Consider the following 18,995-nt stretch of genomic DNA (forward strand, 5'->3'; position numbering starts at 1 on the left):
GGGGACCTCATGGCACCAGAACCACCGCTGCTCAGCATGTCCGGCATCACCAAGTCGTTCCCCGGAGTCCGGGCCCTCGACGGCGTCGCTCTCGACGTCCAGGCCGGTGAGGTGCACTGCCTGCTCGGCCAGAACGGGGCAGGCAAATCCACGCTCATCAAAGTGCTGGCCGGTGCCCACCAGCCCGACACCGGCGACATCCGCTGGCGCGGCGAGGAGGTGACGCTCCGTTCGCCGATCGCCGCCATGCGCCTCGGCATCGCCACCATCTACCAGGAACTCGACCTGGTGGAGCACCTGTCGGTCGCCGAGAACGTGCACCTGGGACATGAGCCGACCACCGCCGGGTTCGTCGTGCGCGGCAAGACGGCAAGGGCGTCAACATCTGCTCTGCTCAAGCGACTTGGACACCCTGAGATCGACCCGGCACGGCTGGTCGGGGAGCTGTCCGCGGCCCAGCAGCAGATCGTGTCCATGGCCCGGGCCCTCTCCCACGACGTACGGCTCATCGTGATGGACGAGCCGTCCGCCGCGCTCGACCCGGACGAGGTCGACAACCTCTTCCGCATCGTCGGCGACCTCACCGCCGCGGGAGTCGCCGTCGTCTACATCTCGCACCGCCTGGAGGAGATCCGCCGCATCGGCGACCGGGTGACGGTGCTCAAGGACGGCCGGGCCGTCGCGAACGGGCTCCCGGCGAAGTCCACCCCGACCCGCGAGGTCGTCGCCCTGATGACCGGCCGCAACGTCGAGTACGTCTTCCCCGACCGGCCCGTCTCCCCACCGCCCGGCGAACCCGTCCTGAAGATCCAAGGGCTGTCCAGGCAAGGAGAGTTCGAGCCCTTCGACCTGGAGGTGCGGCCCGGCGAGATCGTCGGCCTCGCCGGACTCGTCGGCTCGGGCCGCTCCGAGATCCTGGAGACCGTCTACGGCGCCCGCAAACCGACGACCGGTCACGTGCAGGTCGGCGGCAAGGCGTTGAAGCCCGGCAGCGTACGGGCCGCCGTCCGGGCAGGACTCGGGCTCGCCCCCGAGGAACGCAAGGCGCAGGGCCTGCTGATGCTGGAGTCGGTCACCCGCAACGTCTCGGTCTCCTCCATGTCCCGCTTCGCACGGGCCGGCTGGATCGACCGGGGCGCCGAGCTCGGCGCCGCCCGGGCCGCGACCCGCGAGCTGTCGCTGCGGCCCGACAACCCGTCCGTGCCCGTGCGCACCCTGTCCGGCGGCAACCAGCAGAAGGCGGTCCTCGCCCGCTGGCTGCTGCGCGGCTGCAAGGTGCTGCTGCTCGACGAACCCACCCGCGGCGTCGACGTCGGCGCCCGCGCCGAGCTCTACGCGGTCATCCGCCGGCTCGCCGACGAGGGCCTCGCCGTGCTGCTGGTCTCCAGTGAGGTGCCCGAGGTGCTCGGCCTCGCCGACCGCGTGCTGGTGCTGCGCGAGGGCCGGGTCGTCCACACGGCCCCCGCGCGCGAGCTCGACGAACACCGCGTACTCGACCTGGTCATGGAAGGAAGCCCGGCGTCATGACGCAGCCCGTCTCCCCGCCGCTGGACAGCAGCACCGACAAGGTGCCCCAGGCCCGGCCCCCCGCCTGGCGCGGCCTGCTGTTCCGCGCCGACGTCCGCACGCTGTCCCTGCTCGGCGTCCTCGCCGTGCTGGTCCTCATCGGCGGCATCACCAAGCCCGACGAGTTCCTCGACACCCGCAACCTGCAACTCGTCCTCACGCAGGCCTCCGTCATCGGCGTCGTCACCGTCGGCATGACCTTCGTCATCGTCTCCGGCGGCATCGACCTGTCGGTCGGCGCGATCGTCGCCCTCGCCTCCGTGTGGGCCACCACCGTCGCCACCCAGGAGTACGGCTTCGCCGGCATCCTCTTCACGGCGGTGATCGTCGGAGTGGGCTGCGGCCTCGTCAACGGGGTGCTCATCGCCTACGGCGCGATGGTGCCCTTCATCGCCACCCTCGCCATGCTGGCCTCCGCCCGCGGCCTCGCCCTGCAGATCACCGACGGCAAGACGCAGATCGTCACCGTGCCGTCCGTGCTCGACCTGGGGGAGCGCGACGCCTACGTCCTCGGCATCCCGCCGCTGGTCATGGTGTTCGCCGTCGTCACGGTCATCGGCTGGCTCGTGCTCAACCGCACCACCTTCGGACGTCGTACCGTCGCCGTCGGCGGCAACCCGGAGGCCGCCCGGCTCGCCGGCATCGACGTCCGCCGCCAGCGCCTCTACCTCTACCTGCTGTCCGGGCTGTGCTGCGGCATCGCGGCCTTCCTGCTGATCGTCCTGGCCGGCTCCGGCCAGAACACCAACGGCAACCTCTACGAACTCGACGCCATCGCCGCCGCGATCATCGGCGGCACCCTGCTCACCGGCGGCCGGGGCACCATCGTCGGCTCGGTCCTCGGCGTCCTGATCTTCACCACGATCACCAACATCTTCGCCCTGAACAACCTGCAGAGCGACGTCCAGCAGATCGCCAAGGGCGCGATCATCGTCGCCGCCGTGCTGGTCCAGCGCCGTACCGCGAGCACGACCTGAGGAAAGGGTTCCCCGCCATGCCAGAGATCACGAGCCGCAGAGGGCTGCTCTTCGGGGCCGCCGCCGTCTCCACCGGTGCCCTCCTCGCGGGGTGCACCAGTAACGAGCCGTCCGACTCCAAGGACGAGCCGGCGGGCAACAACCAGCCGGCCGCCGACGACAAGCCCGGCAAGCAGGTCACCATCGGCTTCGCCGGACCGCAGGCCGACCACGGCTGGCTCAACGCCATCAACGACAACGCCAAGAGCCGCGCCGAGAAGTACTCCGACGTCACCCTGGAGATCACCGAGGGCTCCAACGACACCGCCCAGCAGATCGGCCAGATCGAGACCCTCATCAACAAGAAGGTCGACGTCCTGGTCGTGCTGCCCGCCGACGGCAAGGCCCTCACCCAGGTCGGCCTGAAGGCCATGCGCGCCGGCATCCCGGTCGTCAACCTCGACCGGATCTTCAACACCCCGCAGGCCTACCGCTGCTGGATCGGCGGCGACAACTACGGCATGGGCCTCAACGCCGGGCACTACATCGGCGAGAAGCTCAAGGGCAAGTCCGGCGCCCGCGTCATCGAACTGGCCGGCCTGGACAACCTGGAGCTCACCAAGCAGCGCACCCAGGGCTTCGACGACGCCCTGAAGAACTACCCGAACATCAAGAAGGTCGCCCGCCAGGCCGCCGAGTTCACCGTCGAGTCCGGCCAGGCCAAGATGGCCCAGCTGCTCCAGGCCCAGTCGAAGTTCGACGCGCTGTGGAACCACGACGACGACCAGGGCGTGGGCGCGCTGCGCGCCATCGAGCAGGCCGGGCGCGACGACTTCGTGATGGTCGGCGGCGCCGGCGCGCTCTCCGCCTTGCAGGCCATCAAGCAGGACGACGGCGTGCTCAAGGCGACCGTGCTGTACCCGCCGACCATGGCCGCCTCCGCGATCGACCTCGCCCGCGCCCTCGGCCAGAGCAAGGGCATCGGGGGCCTCGCCGAGTTCGAGATCCCGTCGTCCCTCACGCTCTACTCGGCCGTCGTCGACAAGACCAACGTCGACCAGTACATGTCCACCGGCTTCAAGTGAGCCACCCCGCACCCCCCACGTGCGCCACCCCGACCAGGACGAGGAGGACACCCGTATGGGACAGCCGCAGGAGCAGCCGGAGGGGACCGAGGCAGGCAAGCCACCCCTGCGCGTGGGGATGGTGGGCTACGCCTTCATGGGCGCCGCCCACTCCCAGGGCTGGCGCACCGCGGGCCGCGTCTTCGACCTGCCGCTGAACCCCGTGCAGGCCGTGATCTGCGGCCGGGACCGGACGGCCGTACAGGGGGCGGCCGACCGGCACGGCTGGGCGTCCGTCGAAACCGACTGGCGAGCCCTCGTCGAACGTGACGACATCGACCTCGTCGACATCTGCACCCCCGGCGACAGCCACGCCGAGATCGCCCTGGCCGCCCTGGCCGCGGGCAAGCACGTGCTGTGCGAGAAGCCCCTCGCCAACACCGTCGAGGAGGCCACCTCGATGGCGCTGGCGGCCGAAGAGGCCCACGCCCGCGGCCAGGTGGCGATGGTCGGCTTCAACTACCGCCGGGTTCCCGCCACCGCCCAGGCCCGCCGCATGGTCGCCGAGGGGCGTCTGGGCAGGCTGCGGCACGTGCGGGTGACGTACCTCCAGGACTGGCTGGTCGACCCGCAGTTCCCGCTGACCTGGCGGCTGCGCAGGGAGCAGGCCGGCTCGGGCTCGCTCGGCGATCTGGGGGCGCACATCGTCGACCTCGCGCAGTACCTGGTGGGGGAGCCGCTGGCGGGCGTCTCCGCGGTCACGGAGACCTTCGTACGGGAACGGCCCCTGCCCACCGGCGCGACGAGCGGGCTGTCCGCCGTCACGTCCGCCGGCACCGGCCGGGTCACCGTCGACGACGCCGCCCTGTTCACGGCACGCTTCCCCTCCGGTGCCCTCGCCTCCTTCGAGGCCACCCGCTACGCCACCGGCCGCAAGAACGCCCTGCGCATCGAAATCAACGGCGAGCGCGGCTCGCTCGCCTTCGACCTGGAGCGGCTCAACGAGCTGTCCTTCCACGACGGCACCGAGCCCGGCGCCGAGGCAGGCTTCCGCCGCATCCTCGTCACCGAACCCGACCATCCCTACCTGGACGCCTGGTGGCCGCCGGGCCACGGCCTCGGCTACGAGCACACCTTCGTCCACCAGGCCCGCGACCTCGTCCACGCCATCGCCGAGGGCCGCCGTCCCGAACCCTCCTTCGCCGACGGGCTACAGGTGCAGCGCGTGCTCGCGGCGGTGGAGGAGAGCGCCGAGAAGAACTCCGTCTACACACCGATCGCGGTCTGAGGAGGCACGTTTCGATGCCGCGCACTTTCACGCTCTTCACCGGCCAGTGGGCGGACCTGCCCCTGGAGGAGGTCTGCCGCCTGGCCCGCGACTTCGGCTACGACGGTCTCGAACTCGCCTGCTGGGGAGACCACTTCGAAGTCGACAAGGCACTGTCCGACCCGGGGTACCTCGACGGTCGCCGGGCCCTGCTCGACAAGTACGGCCTGAAGTGCTGGGCGATCTCGAACCACCTGGTCGGCCAGGCCGTCTGCGACGCCATCATCGACGAACGCCACCAGGCCATCGTGCCCGACGTGGTGTGGGGCGACGGGGACCCCGAAGGCGTCAGGCAGCGGGCCGCCGAACGCATGAAGGACACCGCCCGGGCCGCGGCCGCCTTCGGCGTGAACACCGTCATAGGGTTCACGGGTTCCGCCATCTGGCACCTGGTCGCCATGTTCCCGCCCGCCCCCGAAGCGATGATCGAGCGGGGCTACGAGGACTTCGCCGACCGCTGGAACCCGATCCTGGACGTCTTCGACGCCGAGGGCGTGCGGTTCGCGCACGAGGTCCACCCGAGCGAGATCGCCTACGACTACTGGACCACGCAGCGCGCTCTCGACGCCGTCGGCCGGCGCCCCGCCTTCGGTCTCAACTTCGACCCGTCGCACTTCGTGTGGCAGGACCTCGACCCGGTCGGCTTCCTCTGGGACTTCCGCGACCGGATCTACCACGTCGACTGCAAGGAGGCCCGCAAGCGCCTCGACGGACGCAACGGCCGGCTCGGCTCGCACCTGCCCTGGGGCGACCCGCGGCGTGGCTGGGACTTCGTCTCCGCCGGGCACGGTGACGTGCCGTGGGAGGACGTCTTCCGGATGCTGCGCTCCATCGACTACCAGGGTCCGGTCTCCGTCGAGTGGGAGGACGCCGGAATGGACCGCCTCCAAGGGGCGCCCGAGGCTCTGACCCGGCTCAAGGCGTTCGACTTCGAGCCGCCCAGCGCGTCCTTCGACGCCGCGTTCAACAGCTGAACCACGCACCCGGCGCAGGTCGGGGACGGGGACCGGCAGCACCGCCGGTCCCCCCTCCGACCTGCACGGATCCTGCTTTGTCCCGAGCTGGGAGAAAGTACGGCCGACTCTGTCGCAAGGGGTGTTCGCCCCGGACGGACCCGGTTACCGTTCCTTGATGTGTTCAGGACACACGAACCTCCGGGGTGACGGCGCACCCCGGCGCCCGCACCGCACGTCTTCGCACCCACCCCGTACGGCCCACCCCGTTCCCGGAGGGACTTCGTGCACAGAACCAGACCCAGAAGCACCGCCGCCCCCAGGCGGCCCGGACTTCGCACCACTGTCGCCCTGTTCACCGGCCTGCTCCTCGCCGTGGGCACCCCGGCCACCGTCGCCGGCGCCCACCCCGGCCACCCGGAGCACGACGAACCGGCAGCCGCCGAGGGCCAGTTCCAGCAGGTGCCGCTCGCCAAGGGCGAGCCCGAGACGGGCGAGCCGATGTCGCTCGCCGTGCTCCCGGACCGCAGCGTGCTGCACACCTCGCGCGACGGCACGCTGCGCCTCACCGACCAAGGCGGCGTCACCAAGGTCGCCGGCAAGATCCCCGTCTACAGCCACGACGAGGAAGGCCTCCAAGGCGTCGGCATCGACCCGGACTTCAAGAACAACCGGGCGATCTACCTCTACTACGCCCCGCCGCTCGACACCCCCGCGGGCGACGCCCCGGAGACCGGCACCGCCGAGGACTTCAAGAAGTTCGACGGCGTCAACCGCCTCTCCCGCTTCGTGCTCAACGCCAACGGCACGCTGAACACGGCCAGCGAGAAGAAGGTCCTGGACGTCGCGGCCTCCCGGGGCATCTGCTGCCACGTCGGCGGTGACATCGACTTCGACGCGGAGGGCAACCTCTACCTGTCGACCGGCGACGACACCAACCCCTTCGCCTCCGACGGCTTCACGCCGATCGACGACCGGCCGAACCGCAACCCGGCCTTCGACGCCCGCCGCAGCTCGGGCAACACCAACGACCTGCGCGGCAAGATCCTCCGCATCAAGGTCGCCGAGGACGGCTCGTACACCGTCCCCGAGGGCAACCTCTTCGCCCCGGGCACCGAGAAGACCCGCCCGGAGATCTACGCGATGGGCTTCCGCAACCCCTTCCGGATGAGCGTCGACGACAAGACCGGCACCGTCTACGTGGGCGACTACGGCCCGGACGCCGGCGCCGCCGACCCCAAGCGCGGCCCCGGAGGGCAGGTCGAGTTCGCCAAGGTGACCAAGCCCGCCAACTTCGGCTGGCCCTTCTGCACCGGCGACAACGACCCCTACGTCGACTACGACTTCGCCACCAAGGAGTCCGGCGAGCCGTTCGACTGCGCCGCCCCGAAGAACACCTCGCCGTACAACACGGGCCTCACCGACCTGCCCCCCGCGCAGGCCGCCTGGATCCCGTACGACGGCGGATCCCTGCCCGAGTTCGGCAGCGGCTCCGAGTCCCCGATGGCCGGTCCGGTCTACCGCTACGACCCCGGGCTCGACTCCAGCGTGAAGTTCCCCGAGGCCTACGACGGTGACTTCTTCGCAGGTGAGTTCGGCCGCCGCTGGATCAAGCGCATCGAGCAGAACGCCGACGGCTCCGTCGCGAAGATCAACGACTTCCCGTGGACCGGCACCCAGATCATGGACATGGAGTTCGGCCCCGACGGCGCGCTCTACGTCCTCGACTACGGTGTCTCCTGGTTCCAGGGCGACGAGAACTCCGCCCTGTACCGGATCGAGAACGCCGAGGACGGCTTCTCGCCGATCGCCGAGGTGAACGCCGACAAGACGTCCGGCGCGGCCGGCATGAGGGTGAAGTTCACCGCCTCCGCCAAGGACGCCGACTCCACGGACCTCACCTACAGCTGGGACTTCGGCGACGGCACCAAGGGGGAGGGTCTCAACCCCACCCACCGCTACAAGAAGGTCGGCACCTACAGCGCGACTTTCACCGCCAAGGACCCCGAGGGCAACACGGGCAACGCCAGCATCCGGATCGTGGTCGGCAACACCGAGCCCAAGGTGAGGATCGACATCCCGGGCAACGGCGCCCTGGCCGAATTCGGCAAGCCCGTGCCGTTCAAGGTGACCGTCACCGACCCCGAGGAGACCGTCGACTGCTCCAAGGTCAAGGTCACCTACAGCCTCGGCCACGACTCCCACGCCCACGAACTGACCAGCGAAATGGGCTGCGAGGGCACCCTGACACCGCCCCCCGGTGACGGCGGCCACGACCCCAACGCCAACATCTACGGCGTCGTCGGCGCCGGCTACACCGATGGCGGAGCCAACGGCCAGGAGGCCCTGACCGGCACCGCCCGCACCGTCCTCCAGCCGCTGCACCGCCAGGGCGAGCACTTCACCACCCAGTCGGGCGTGTCGGTCATCACCAAGACCGGCGCCAACGGCGGCAAGACCGTCGGCGACATCAACGACGGCGACTGGATCTCCTTCACTCCCTACCGGTTCGACGGACAGAAGAAGATGACCGTGCGAGCCTCCTCCGGCGGCACGGGCGGCTTCGTCGAGCTGCGCACCGGCTCGCCCGACGGACCGCTGCACGGCTCGGCCCACATCCCGCCGACCGGCGGCTGGGAGACGTTCCAGAACGTCGACGTGCCCCTGCGGTCGCTGCCGAAGAAGACCACGGACATCTACCTGGTCTTCAAGGGCGGCGAGGGCGCGCTGTTCGACGTGGACGACTTCGAGTTCTCCAAGGAGCCGTTCAAGGGCGGCAAGAAGGTCCTGGTCTTCTCCAAGACCGCGGGCTTCCGCCACGACTCCATCCCGGCCGGCATCGCCGCGCTGAAGGAGCTCGGCGGCCCGGCGGGCATCACGGTCGACGCGACCGAGGAGGCCAGGCAGTTCACCACGACCAACCTCGCCAAGTACGACGCGGTGGCGTTCCTGTCCACGACCGGCGACGTGCTGAACGGCGAGCAGCAGAAGGCGTTCGAGAACTACGTCGCGGGTGGCGGCGGCTACATGGGCATCCACGCCGCCGCCGACACCGAGTACGACTGGGAGTTCTACGGCGGCCTCGTCGGCGCCTACTTCCACTCGCACCCGGCCATCCAGAAGGCCACCGTCCGCGTCGAGGACCACGACCACCCCGCCACCGGGCACCTCGACGACGCCTGGGAGCGCACCGACGAGTGGTACAACTACCGCACCAATCCCCGGGAGAAGGCCAAGGTCCTCGCCACCCTCGACGAGACCACCTACCAGGGCGGCACCATGAAGGGCGACCACCCGATCGCCTGGTGCCAGAGCTACGGCGGCGGCCGCTCCTTCTACACCGGCGGCGGCCACACCAAGGAGTCCTACGCCGAGGAAGCCTTCCGTGCCCATCTGCTCGGCGGCCTCCAGTACGCCACCGGACAGGTGAAGGCGGACTGCAAGCCGGGCAAGGACCACCGGAAGATCTTCAACGGCCAGACCCTGGACGGCTGGAAGCAGGCCGGCCCCGGCAAGTTCGTCGTCAAGGACGGCGTGATGGAGTCCGAGGGCGGCATGGGTCTGCTGTGGTACCAGGCCAAGGAGCTGAAGTCGTACTCCCTCAAGCTCGACTGGAAGATGCGGGGCGACGACAACTCCGGGATCTTCGTGGGCTTCCCCGCCTCCGACGACCCCTGGTCCGCGGTGAACAAGGGCTACGAGATCCAGATCGACGCCACCGACGCCGCCGACCGCACCACGGGCGCCGTCTACTCCTTCAAGTCGGCCAACATCAAGGCCCGTGACCAGGTCCTGCGGCCGCCCGGGCAGTGGAACTCCTACGAGATCAAGGTCCAGGGCGAACGCCTCCAGGTGTTCCTCAACGGAGTCAAGATCAACGACTTCACCAACAAGGACCCCCAGCGGAGCCTGACCGACGGCTACATCGGCCTTCAGAACCACGGCGCCGCCGACCATGTCTCCTTCCGCAACATCCAGCTCAAGGAACTGCCCGTCCAGGGCCAGTGAACGGCGGCGGGCGGGGGACGCCGGACCCCCGCCCGCCGTCTCCGTCCCTCCCCCCGGGGCTCGCGCACGATCAGGAGGCTGCCCATGTCCGCGTCCCTCTCCCGACCGCGTGTGGGGGTGTGGCTGATCGGAGCCAGAGGTTCCGTCGCCACCACCGTCGTCACGGGGTGCGCCGCCGTCACTGCGGGACTGCACCCGCCCACCGGCATGGTCAGCGAGACACCCGCGTTCACCGACAGCGGCCTGCCCGCGCTGTCCGACCTCGTCTTCGGCGGTCACGACACCCTCGACTGCCCCCTGCCCAAACGCGCCGAGACCCTCACCGCCGGCGGCGTCCTCCCCCCGGGCGTCGCCACCGCCGTCTCGGCCGAACTGGCCATCGCCGACCGGGAGATCAGATCCGGCGGCCCCACCCCGGGGGACACCAGGAGCGAGGCCGAACTGATCACGGCCTTCGCCGACGACATACGCGACTTCGTGCACCGTCACGCACTGGAACGGGCCGTGGTCGTGAACGTCGCCTCCACCGAACCCGCCTCCCCGGGGCCCGGCGCCCCACTCCCGCCCAGCACCCTCTACGCCCTGGCGGCCCTGCGCGCCGGCTGTCCCTACGTCAACTTCACCCCCTCCGAGGGCATGCACCACCCCGTCGCCGCCCGCGAGGCCGAGCACAGCGGCCTGCCGTACGCCGGCCGGGACGGCAAGACCGGGCAGACGCTGCTGCGAGCCGTGCTGGGCCCGATGTTCGCGCAGCGGGCGCTGCGGGTCCGGGCCTGGTCCGGCACGAACCTGCTCGGCGGCGGAGACGGCGCCGCCCTCGCCGACCCGGCCGCCGCCGCGGCGAAGAACGCGGGCAAGGAACGCGTCCTCGCCGACACCCTCGGCGCCGTCCCCGAGGGTGAGGTCCACATCGACGACGTCCCGGCCCTCGGCGACTGGAAGACCGCCTGGGACCACATCGCCTTCGACGGCTTCCTCGGCACCCGCATGATCCTCCAGACCACCTGGCAGGGCTGCGACTCGGCGCTCGCGGCACCCCTGGTGCTGGACCTGGCCCGCCTGACCGCCCGTGCCCACGAGGCAGGGCTGTCCGGTCCGCTCGGCGCGCTCGGCTTCTACTTCAAGGACCCGGTGGGGGACGGGCCCGCGGGGTTGTCCGAGCAGCACGAGGAACTGGTCCGCTTCGGGCAGAGGCTGGGGCAGAGGCTCGGGCGGGGTGACGGGGAGGGGCGCGGGGCGCGGTCGGTGAGGGAAGCCGGGGAGCGGGAGACGGGGGAGCGGGAGACGGGGGAAGCGCTGTGACACTGCGCCGGAGCTCTTGCGGGTGCCGCGACTCGGCGTCCGGGGACGCTGCTGCTGGAGGCATCGTCAGTGGCAACCACGGAGGTGTTGCCGGTGGCGCCGAGGGTGGTGTTGCCCATGGCGCCGACGGTGGTGTTGTTGCCAGCGGTGTCGCTGATGGCACGGTCCCCTGCGCATACGCAGGCACATGCGCAGGCCGCCGCCTGCGGCGTAGCCGGGCCTGGGCCGAACTCCTGCGTCTGCCCGCCTTGTTCAGCGTCCCCGGGGACGCCCTGGCCGGCGTGGCCGCCACCGGTTCGGCGCCCGGCTCCCGCACCCTGCTCGCCATCGGTTCCTCCCTCTGCCTCTACGAAGCCGGCATGGCTCTCAACGACTGGGCGGACCGCGACATCGACGCCGTCGAACGCCCGCACCGCCCCCTGCCCTCCGGCCGCGTCCGGCCCGCCACGGCACTCGCGGCGGCCTGCGCCCTCACCGGCGCCGGACTGGTCCTGGCCGCGCGCGCGGGCCGCCCGGCCCTGGCCGTCGCCGCGCCCCTGGCGGCAACCGTCTGGGCGTACGACCTCGGCCTGAAGCACACACCCGCCGGACCCGTGGCCATGGGCGCGGCCCGCGGCCTCGACCTGCTCCTCGGAGCCGCGGCCACGACGGGCCAGGCCCGCCCCGCCCTGCCCTCGGCGGCCCTCCTCGGCACCCACACCCTGGCCGTCACCACGGTCTCCCGCCAGGAGGCACGGGGCGGCTCACCGCTGGCCCCCCTGGCGGCCCTCGCGACGACGGCCCTGCTGACCCGCCAGGTGACGCGTCGCTCCACGCCGCCGACGACAGGTCGCCGGCCGGAGACCGGAACCGCCCATCGGCCGACGGACCGGCGTTGGCCGGCCCGGCACCCCGGGCAGGACTCCGCGGCGCTGCTCACCACCGCTCTCGGAGCCGCCTACGCGGCGACGACCGCACGCCCCTACTTCCACGCCGCCCTGAATCCCTCACCTCCGCTCACCCAGCGCGCCGTCGGCGCCGGCATCCGCGCCACCATCCCCCTCCAGGCCACCCTGGCCGCCCGCTCCCGGGGCACGGCCACCTCCCTCCTCATCGCCGCCCTGGCCCCACTCGGAGCGAGGTTCGCGAAGAAGGTGAGCGTCACATGAGTCCCGAAGCCCGGACCCCGGAGAGCAGGGGGGCCAGGGCCTCACACACAACTCGGGCCGCTGCCTCACCGGCCCCGACCCACCTGCCCCAAGGGGCGCGGGGAACTGCGCGAACAGCCCCCACCGGCCCGCAGCCGGACGCCGCCACCGCCCCTCCTGCCGCCCCGCCGGGCACCCTTCCTTCCCTCCGCTTCGGCTACGGCACCAACGGTCTCGCCGATCTCCGGCTCGACGACGCCCTCTCGCTCCTCGCCGACCTCGGCTACGACGGCGTCGGACTGACCCTCGACCACATGCACCTCGACCCGCTCGCCCCCGACCTCGCCGCCCGCACCCGCCGGGTCGCGCAGCGGCTGGACGCACTGGGGTTGGGCGTCACCGTCGAGACCGGTGCCCGGTATGTGCTCGACTCCCGCCGCAAGCACGGCCCGTCCCTGCTGGACCCGGACCCCGACGACCGGGCCCGCCGCACCGACCTGCTCGCCCGGGCCATCCGGGTCGCCGCCGACCTCTGCGCGCACGCGGTGCACTGCTTCAGCGGGATCGTGCCGGAGGGAACCGACACCGACACCGCGTGGAAGCGCCTCGCCGAGTCCCTCACTCCCCTCCTGGACGCCGCCGCCTCCGCCGGCATCCCGCTCGCCGTCGAACCCGAGCCGGGCCACCTCCTCGCCACCCTGGCCGACTTCCACCACCTCCGCCGTGCCCTCGGCGACCCCGAACCCCTCGGACTCACCCTGGACATCGGCCACTGCCAGTGCCTCGAACCCCTCTCTCCCGCCGACTGCGTACAGGCCGCCGCCCCCTGGCTGCGGCACGTCCAGATCGAGGACATGCGACGAGGTGTCCACGAACACCTCCCGTTCGGTGAGGGGGAGATCGACTTCCCGCCGGTCCTGGCAGCCCTCGCCGCCACCGGTTACCAGGGCCTGACCGTCGTCGAACTGCCCCGCCACTCCCACGCCGGTCCTCACTTCGCCGCGCACTCCCTGCCGTTCCTCCACCACGCCGAGCGGATCGCGGCCAGGGTGCCGCCCATCCGCACCGATGAGGCCCTCCAGCAGTTCGCGCCACCCCACGGCGCTCCCTCCACCGCCCCTGAAGGGAGCAGCAGATGAGCCACCCCCGCACCCCTGGCACGGCGAGAACAGAGAGCACCCAACACACCCCGAGCGCCGGCACCCACACCGGCGAATCCACCCCTGACACCGCCTCCACCCGCCCCTCCCTCACAGACCTCCGCCACCACCTCACCGCACAGCTGGACCCACCAGCCCGCACCTGGCTCGACCACGCACTCGACGAGGCGGCCGCCCACCCCGGCCTCCACGGGCCCATCTCCGCATGGGAGCTGCGCCTCGCCGAAGCCGGCCGACGCTGCGGCCCCGCACACGCCGACGCCGCACGGGTCCTGATCCTCGACGCGGCCCGCGCCGGCACCGACGCGCTGACCCGGGTGTACTTCCAGGGCACCGCCGACGAACGCCGAGCCGTGCTGCACGCCCTGCCCCACCTCGTGTCCGGCCCGGGCACCCTCCCGCTCATCGAGGACGCCCTGCGCACCAACGACACCCGGCTCCTCAGCGCCGCCGTCGGCCCCTACGCCGCACGGCACCTGACGGCCCACGCCTGGCGTCATGCCGTGCTGAAGTGCCTGTTCACCGGCGTCCCCGTCGACCACGTGGCGGACCTGCCCCGGCGCGCCGCCGACGACGGCGAGCTCGCCCGCATGCTGGCCGACTACGCCGCCGAACGCACCGCCGCCGGCCGCTCCGTCCCCGAGGACCTGTACCGCGTCCTGGACCTGACCGAGTCCGTCACCCCGGCTGCCCCCGGCACGGACCACCCCCACGGCAAGGAGTCCTGATGCGCATCTTCGACCCCCACATCCACATGACGTCCCGGACCACCGACGACTACGAGGCCATGTACGCCGCCGGTGTGCGTGCCGTCGTCGAGCCGTCCTTCTGGCTGGGCCAGCCACGGACCTCGCCCGCCTCGTTCCGGGACTACTTCGACTCCCTCCTCGGCTGGGAACCCTTCCGCGCAGCGCAGTACGGCATCGCCCACCACTGCACGATCGCCCTCAATCCCAAGGAGGCGAACGACCCGCGCTGCACGCCCGTCCTCGACGAGCTGCCCCGCTATCTCGTCAAGGACAACGTCGTGGCCGTCGGGGAGATCGGCTATGACTCCATGACCCCCGCTGAGGACGCCGCCCTCGCCGCACAACTTCAGCTCGCGGCCGACCACGGACTGCCCGCCCTCGTGCACACCCCCCACCGCGACAAGCTCGCCGGGCTGCGCCGCACCCTCGACGTCGTCCGGGAGTCCGCCCTGCCCGCGGACCGCGTCCTGGTCGACCACCTCAACGAGACCACCGTCAAGGAGGCCAGAGACAGCGGCTGCTGGCTGGGCTTCTCCGTCTACCCCGACACCAAGATGGACGAGGAACGCATGGTCGCGATCCTGCGCTCCCACGGGACCGAACAGGTCCTGGTGAACTCCGCCGCGGACTGGGGAAAGAGCGACCCCCTCAAGACCCGCAAGGTCGGCGACCTGATGCTGGCCGAGGGCTTCGACGAGGACGACGTCGACCAGGTGCTGTGGCGCAACCCGGTCGCCTTCTACGGGCTCAGCGGCCGCCTGAACCTCGACGTCACCGGCACGGACTCCACCCACGAGGGCAACTCCGTCCTGCGCGGCACCCCGCGGGATCCGCACGAGCCGGTCACAGGCCCCGCCACGCCGGCCCGTGCGACCCCCGCGGAGGCGTGAACCATGCGCTTCCGCCACCCCGACGGCTCCACCGTCCACCTCGCCTACTGCACCAACGTCCATCCCGCCGAAACCCTCGACGGCGTCCTCGCCCAGCTCCGTGACCACTGCGAACCCGTCCGCCGCCGCCTGGGCCGCGACCGGCTCGGCATCGGACTGTGGCTGGCGAAGGACGCCGCCCACGCCCTCGTCACCGACCCCTCCGCACTGCGCAGGCTGCGCACCGAGCTGGACCGGCGCGGCCTGGAGGTCGTCACCCTCAACGGCTTCCCCTATGAGGGATTCGGTGCCGAAGAGGTCAAGTACCGCGTCTACAAGCCGGACTGGGCCGACCCGGAACGCCTCGACCACACCACCGCCCTCGCCCGCGTCCTCGCCGGGCTGCTTCCCCCCGACGTCACCGACGGGACCATCTCCACCCTGCCCCTCGCCTGGCGCACCGCGTACGACGACGAGCGCGCGGACACCGCCCGCAGCGCGCTGCGCAGCCTCGCCGAACGCCTCGACGCCATCGAGGAGCTGACCGGCCGCTCCATCCGGGTCGGCCTGGAACCGGAACCCGGCTGCGTCGTCGAGACCACCCGCGACGCCATCGCCCCCCTGACCGCGATCGGCCACGACCGCATCGGCATCTGCGTCGACACCTGCCATCTCGCCACCTCCTTCGAAGATCCGCACGCCGCCTTCGACGCCCTCACCGAGGCGCGCGTCCCCGTCGTCAAATCCCAGCTCTCCGCCGCCCTGCACGCCGAACACCCCCATCTCCCCGAGGTCCGCGAAGCCCTCGCCGCCTTCGCCGAACCCCGCTTCCTGCACCAGACCCGCACCGCCACGGCGGCCGGCCTGCGCGCCACGGACGACCTCGACGAGGCCCTCGCCGGACACGCCCTGCCGGACGCCTCACCCTGGCGCGCCCATTTCCACGTCCCGCTGCACGCGGCCCCCGCCGCGCCCCTCACCTCCACCCTCCCGGTCCTGAGATCCGCACTGACGCGGCTCGTGGGCGGCCCGGCCCCGCTCACCCGCCACCTGGAGGTCGAGACCTACACCTGGCAGGCCCTCCCGCCCGAGTCGCGCCCCAAGAGCCGCACCCAGCTCGCCGAGGGCATCGCCGCCGAACTCACCCTCGCCCGCGACCTGCTGACCGACCTCGGCCTGAAGGAGCTGCCATGAGCACCGGCCCCCACGAGCACCGGCGCCCGGCCGCCGCGCTCCCGGCCGCCACGGACCGGCCCACCCCGCTCCTCGTCCTCGACGTCGTCGGCCTCACCCCCCGTCTCCTCGACCACATGCCCCACCTCAAAGCGCTCGGCCAGGCCGGCTCCCGCGCCCCGCTCGGCACCGTCCTGCCCGCCGTCACCTGCGCCGCCCAGTCCACATTCCTCACCGGCACCATGCCCTCCGAACACGGCATCGTCGGCAACGGCTGGTACTTCCGCGAACTCGGCGACGTCCTGCTGTGGCGCCAGCACAACGGGCTCGTGGCCGGTGACAAGCTCTGGGACGCCGCCCGCCGTGCCCACCCCGGTTACACCGTCGCGAACATCTGCTGGTGGTACGCCATGGGCGCGGACACCGACATCACCGTCACCCCCCGTCCGGTCTACTACGCCGACGGACGCAAGGAACCCGACTGCTACACCCGGCCGGCCGCACTGCACGACGAACTCACCCGGCGATTCGGCACGTTCCCCCTGTTCCACTTCTGGGGCCCCGGAGCCGATCTCGTCTCCAGCCGCTGGATCATCGATGCGACCCGCCACATCATCCGCACCCGGCACCCCGACCTGACGCTCTGCTACCTCCCTCATCTCGACTACGACCTCCAGCGCTTCGGCCCCGACGACCCGCGCTCCCTGAAGGCGGCCGCCGACCTGGACGCCGCCCTGGCCCCGCTGCTGGACGACGCCCGCGCCGAGGGCCGTACCGTCGTCGCACTGTCCGAGTACGGAATCAGCCGTGTGAACCGGCACGTCGACATCAATCGCGCCCTGCGCCGCGCCGGCCTGCTGGAGGTGCACACACAGGACGGGATGGAGTACCTCGACCCGATGGCGTCCCGCGCCTTCGCGGTCGCCGACCACCAGATCGCCCACGTCTACGTGCGCCGCCCCGAGGACCTCGACGCCACCAGGGCCGCACTCGACGGCCTGCCCGGCATCGCTGAACTCCTCGACGACGAGGGCAAGAAGAGCCATCACCTCGACCATCCGCGCGCGGGCGAACTCGTCGCCGTGGCGGAACCCGACGCCTGGTTCACGTACTACTACTGGCTCGACGACGACCTCGCGCCCGACTTCGCGCAACTCGTCGAGATCCACCGCAAACCCGGCTACGACCCGGTCGAACTCTTCATGGATCCCCTCGACCCGTACGTCAAGGTCAAGGCGGCCACCGCACTGGCGCGCAAGAAGCTCGGCATGCGCTACCGCATGGCGGTCGTGCCCCTGGACCCCTCACCTATTCGCGGCAGCCACGGCCGCCTCCCGGCGAGCGACGACGACGGTCCGCTCCTCATCTGCTCCACCCCCCGTGCTGTCGGCGACCGCGTCGCGGCCACCGATGTGAAGTCACTGCTGCTCCGACTCGCCGGTCTCGCCTGAGGCCACAGCCCTCAGTCCCGACTGGTCACAAGTGAAGCACTCACCACTGACAACGCCCCGCGATCACGAGGAGTTCCACGCATGAGCCGCTTCTCCCAGCCCGACCCCGAACTCGGCCACCGTCTCAGCAGACGAGGCATGCTCGGCGTGGCCGCCGGTGCCACCGCCGCCGCCCTGCTCGGCGCCGCGGCCCCGGCGACCGCCGCCCCCGCCACGGCATCCACCGGCACCGCGCCCGGCGCCAAGGGCCGAGGCCGCCCCGTCCTGCCGCCCGGCCGCCTCGGCATCCAGCTCTACAGCCTGCGCGACAAGGTCTCCACCCTCGGCTTCGGCCCGGTCTTCGCCGAACTGGAGCGCTACGGCTACGACGAGGTCGAGTTCGCCGGCTACACCCAGGGCTCGGCGGGCCCCATCACCCTCGCCCAGCTCAAGCGGCTGGCCCGCAACCACGGCCTGAACCCGATCGGCAGCCACGTCGGCTACCACTCCAGCGACCCGAACGCCTACACCTTCGCCCAGAACCTCACCAAGGTCCTCGACGACGCCCAGGCCCTCGGCCTCAAGCACATCGGCACGGCCGCCGGCCCGTTCCGCTACGGCTCGACCGTCGACGCCTGGAAGCGCGCCGCCGAGGACTTCAACACCTACGGCGCGGCGGCGAAGGCCAGGGGCATGAAGTTCTACCAGCACAACCACTCCGAGGAGTTCTCCTTCGCCACCGACAACCCCAAGGTCCGCCTCTACGACGTCCTGCTCAAGGAGACCGACCCCGACCTCGTGTACCTGGAGATGGACATCTACTGGGCGTACGTCGGGCAGTTCCGGTTCTCCAAGCGGCCCGACGGCTCGCCCGCGCCCTTCGAACCGCTGAACTACGTCCTGCGACAGCCCGACCGCTACCCGCTCTTCCACGTGAAGGACGGCGAGAGCGATCCGTCGAATCCGTACGGCTACCGCATGACCGACGTCGGCGACGGCGACATCGACTACCAGCGGTTCATCTCCGCCGTGACCCGGCTGCGCGGCCACCGCATGGCCCACCACTGGCAGGCCGAGCACGACAACCCGGCCGAGTCCTTCACCTTCGCGCGCCGCTCCAGCGCGCACCTGCACTCCTTGAGAGAGAAGTGCTGACGACCTCGCAAACGTGAGGAGGCCCTTCCCCGGCCGGGGAAGGGCCTCCTCACGTGGGGACGGTCAGACCCTGGGCCGCACCCGGCCCGGGACGCCCCCGCCCGTCCCGCCGGGACGGTGGACGCGAGGGTGGCAGTCGGTCCTTCGACGATGGGG

The 18,995-nt window shown here is 71.4% G+C and carries 14 protein-coding genes; all 14 read left to right on the top strand.

All coding sequences use genetic code 11. The features are described from left to right. The first annotated feature begins 9 nt into the window (after positions 1–9). The 14 genes from AB0E85_RS03040 to AB0E85_RS03105 all read left to right on the top strand — a co-directional run bounded on the left by AB0E85_RS03040 (position 10) and on the right by AB0E85_RS03105 (position 18,839). Positions 10–1,527, top strand: a complete 1,518-nt coding sequence (locus AB0E85_RS03040) for a sugar ABC transporter ATP-binding protein (RefSeq protein ID WP_361921809.1) — start codon at positions 10–12, stop codon at positions 1,525–1,527. Then, on the top strand, positions 1,524–2,543 hold the full coding sequence (locus tag AB0E85_RS03045; protein WP_361921811.1) for an ABC transporter permease: 1,020 nt from the start codon (positions 1,524–1,526) through the stop codon (positions 2,541–2,543). The genes AB0E85_RS03040 and AB0E85_RS03045 overlap by 4 nt, the downstream gene beginning before the upstream one ends. Positions 2,544–2,560: 17 nt before the next feature. After that, positions 2,561–3,607, top strand: coding sequence for a substrate-binding domain-containing protein (locus tag AB0E85_RS03050; protein WP_361921813.1), 1,047 nt, complete (start codon positions 2,561–2,563; stop codon positions 3,605–3,607). Between the two features lie 55 nt (positions 3,608–3,662). Next, positions 3,663–4,874, top strand: coding sequence for a Gfo/Idh/MocA family oxidoreductase (locus AB0E85_RS03055; RefSeq protein ID WP_361921815.1), 1,212 nt, complete (start codon positions 3,663–3,665; stop codon positions 4,872–4,874). Between the two features lie 14 nt (positions 4,875–4,888). Next, positions 4,889–5,887, top strand: coding sequence for a sugar phosphate isomerase/epimerase family protein (locus AB0E85_RS03060; protein WP_361921817.1), 999 nt, complete (start codon positions 4,889–4,891; stop codon positions 5,885–5,887). A 264-nt stretch (positions 5,888–6,151) separates the two neighbouring features. Then, positions 6,152–9,874 (top strand): ThuA domain-containing protein, encoded by a 3,723-nt coding sequence (locus AB0E85_RS03065; RefSeq protein ID WP_361921819.1) that lies wholly within the window; start codon positions 6,152–6,154, stop codon positions 9,872–9,874. 84 nt (positions 9,875–9,958) lie between these two features. Next, complete coding sequence (locus AB0E85_RS03070) at positions 9,959–11,176, top strand: inositol-3-phosphate synthase (protein WP_361921821.1); 1,218 nt, start codon at positions 9,959–9,961, stop codon at positions 11,174–11,176. Between the two features lie 203 nt (positions 11,177–11,379). Next, positions 11,380–12,324, top strand: coding sequence for an SCO3242 family prenyltransferase (locus AB0E85_RS03075; protein WP_361921947.1), 945 nt, complete (start codon positions 11,380–11,382; stop codon positions 12,322–12,324). Continuing rightward, entirely contained in the window at positions 12,321–13,442 is a 1,122-nt protein-coding gene (locus tag AB0E85_RS03080) for a sugar phosphate isomerase/epimerase family protein (protein ID WP_361921823.1), read from the top strand. Before AB0E85_RS03075 ends, AB0E85_RS03080 begins: the two co-directional genes overlap by 4 nt. Next, positions 13,439–14,191 (top strand): EboA domain-containing protein, encoded by a 753-nt coding sequence (locus tag AB0E85_RS03085; RefSeq protein ID WP_361921825.1) that lies wholly within the window; start codon positions 13,439–13,441, stop codon positions 14,189–14,191. The genes AB0E85_RS03080 and AB0E85_RS03085 overlap by 4 nt, the downstream gene beginning before the upstream one ends. Next, a complete protein-coding gene (locus AB0E85_RS03090; protein WP_361921827.1) occupies positions 14,191–15,102 on the top strand; it encodes a TatD family hydrolase in 912 nt (303 codons plus the stop codon). The genes AB0E85_RS03085 and AB0E85_RS03090 overlap by 1 nt, the downstream gene beginning before the upstream one ends. 3 nt (positions 15,103–15,105) lie before the next feature. After that, positions 15,106–16,275, top strand: a complete 1,170-nt coding sequence (eboE, locus tag AB0E85_RS03095) for a metabolite traffic protein EboE (RefSeq protein WP_361921829.1) — start codon at positions 15,106–15,108, stop codon at positions 16,273–16,275. Next, a complete protein-coding gene (locus tag AB0E85_RS03100; protein ID WP_361921831.1) occupies positions 16,272–17,705 on the top strand; it encodes a nucleotide pyrophosphatase/phosphodiesterase family protein in 1,434 nt (477 codons plus the stop codon). Before eboE ends, AB0E85_RS03100 begins: the two co-directional genes overlap by 4 nt. A gap of 81 nt (positions 17,706–17,786) precedes the next feature. Then, entirely contained in the window at positions 17,787–18,839 is a 1,053-nt protein-coding gene (locus AB0E85_RS03105) for a sugar phosphate isomerase/epimerase (protein WP_361921833.1), read from the top strand. Positions 18,840–18,995: the final 156 nt, after the last annotated feature.

It is taken from the genome of Streptomyces sp. NPDC029044 (genome assembly GCF_040637495.1).
Classification (GTDB): domain Bacteria; phylum Actinomycetota; class Actinomycetes; order Streptomycetales; family Streptomycetaceae; genus Streptomyces.

What these genes read in the sequence shown, in the direction of transcription:
- AB0E85_RS03040 (WP_361921809.1), top strand. Translation starts at nt 10, where the DNA reads ATGGCACCAGAACCACCGCTGCTCAGCATGTCCGGCATCACCAAGTCG.
- AB0E85_RS03090 (WP_361921827.1), top strand. Translation starts at nt 14,191, where the DNA reads ATGCGCATCTTCGACCCCCACATCCACATGACGTCCCGGACCACCGAC.
- AB0E85_RS03055 (WP_361921815.1), top strand. Translation starts at nt 3,663, where the DNA reads ATGGGACAGCCGCAGGAGCAGCCGGAGGGGACCGAGGCAGGCAAGCCA.
- eboE (WP_361921829.1), top strand. Translation starts at nt 15,106, where the DNA reads ATGCGCTTCCGCCACCCCGACGGCTCCACCGTCCACCTCGCCTACTGC.
- AB0E85_RS03100 (WP_361921831.1), top strand. Translation starts at nt 16,272, where the DNA reads ATGAGCACCGGCCCCCACGAGCACCGGCGCCCGGCCGCCGCGCTCCCG.
- AB0E85_RS03045 (WP_361921811.1), top strand. Translation starts at nt 1,524, where the DNA reads ATGACGCAGCCCGTCTCCCCGCCGCTGGACAGCAGCACCGACAAGGTG.
- AB0E85_RS03070 (WP_361921821.1), top strand. Translation starts at nt 9,959, where the DNA reads ATGTCCGCGTCCCTCTCCCGACCGCGTGTGGGGGTGTGGCTGATCGGA.
- AB0E85_RS03085 (WP_361921825.1), top strand. Translation starts at nt 13,439, where the DNA reads ATGAGCCACCCCCGCACCCCTGGCACGGCGAGAACAGAGAGCACCCAA.
- AB0E85_RS03080 (WP_361921823.1), top strand. Translation starts at nt 12,321, where the DNA reads ATGAGTCCCGAAGCCCGGACCCCGGAGAGCAGGGGGGCCAGGGCCTCA.
- AB0E85_RS03105 (WP_361921833.1), top strand. Translation starts at nt 17,787, where the DNA reads ATGAGCCGCTTCTCCCAGCCCGACCCCGAACTCGGCCACCGTCTCAGC.
- AB0E85_RS03050 (WP_361921813.1), top strand. Translation starts at nt 2,561, where the DNA reads ATGCCAGAGATCACGAGCCGCAGAGGGCTGCTCTTCGGGGCCGCCGCC.
- AB0E85_RS03060 (WP_361921817.1), top strand. Translation starts at nt 4,889, where the DNA reads ATGCCGCGCACTTTCACGCTCTTCACCGGCCAGTGGGCGGACCTGCCC.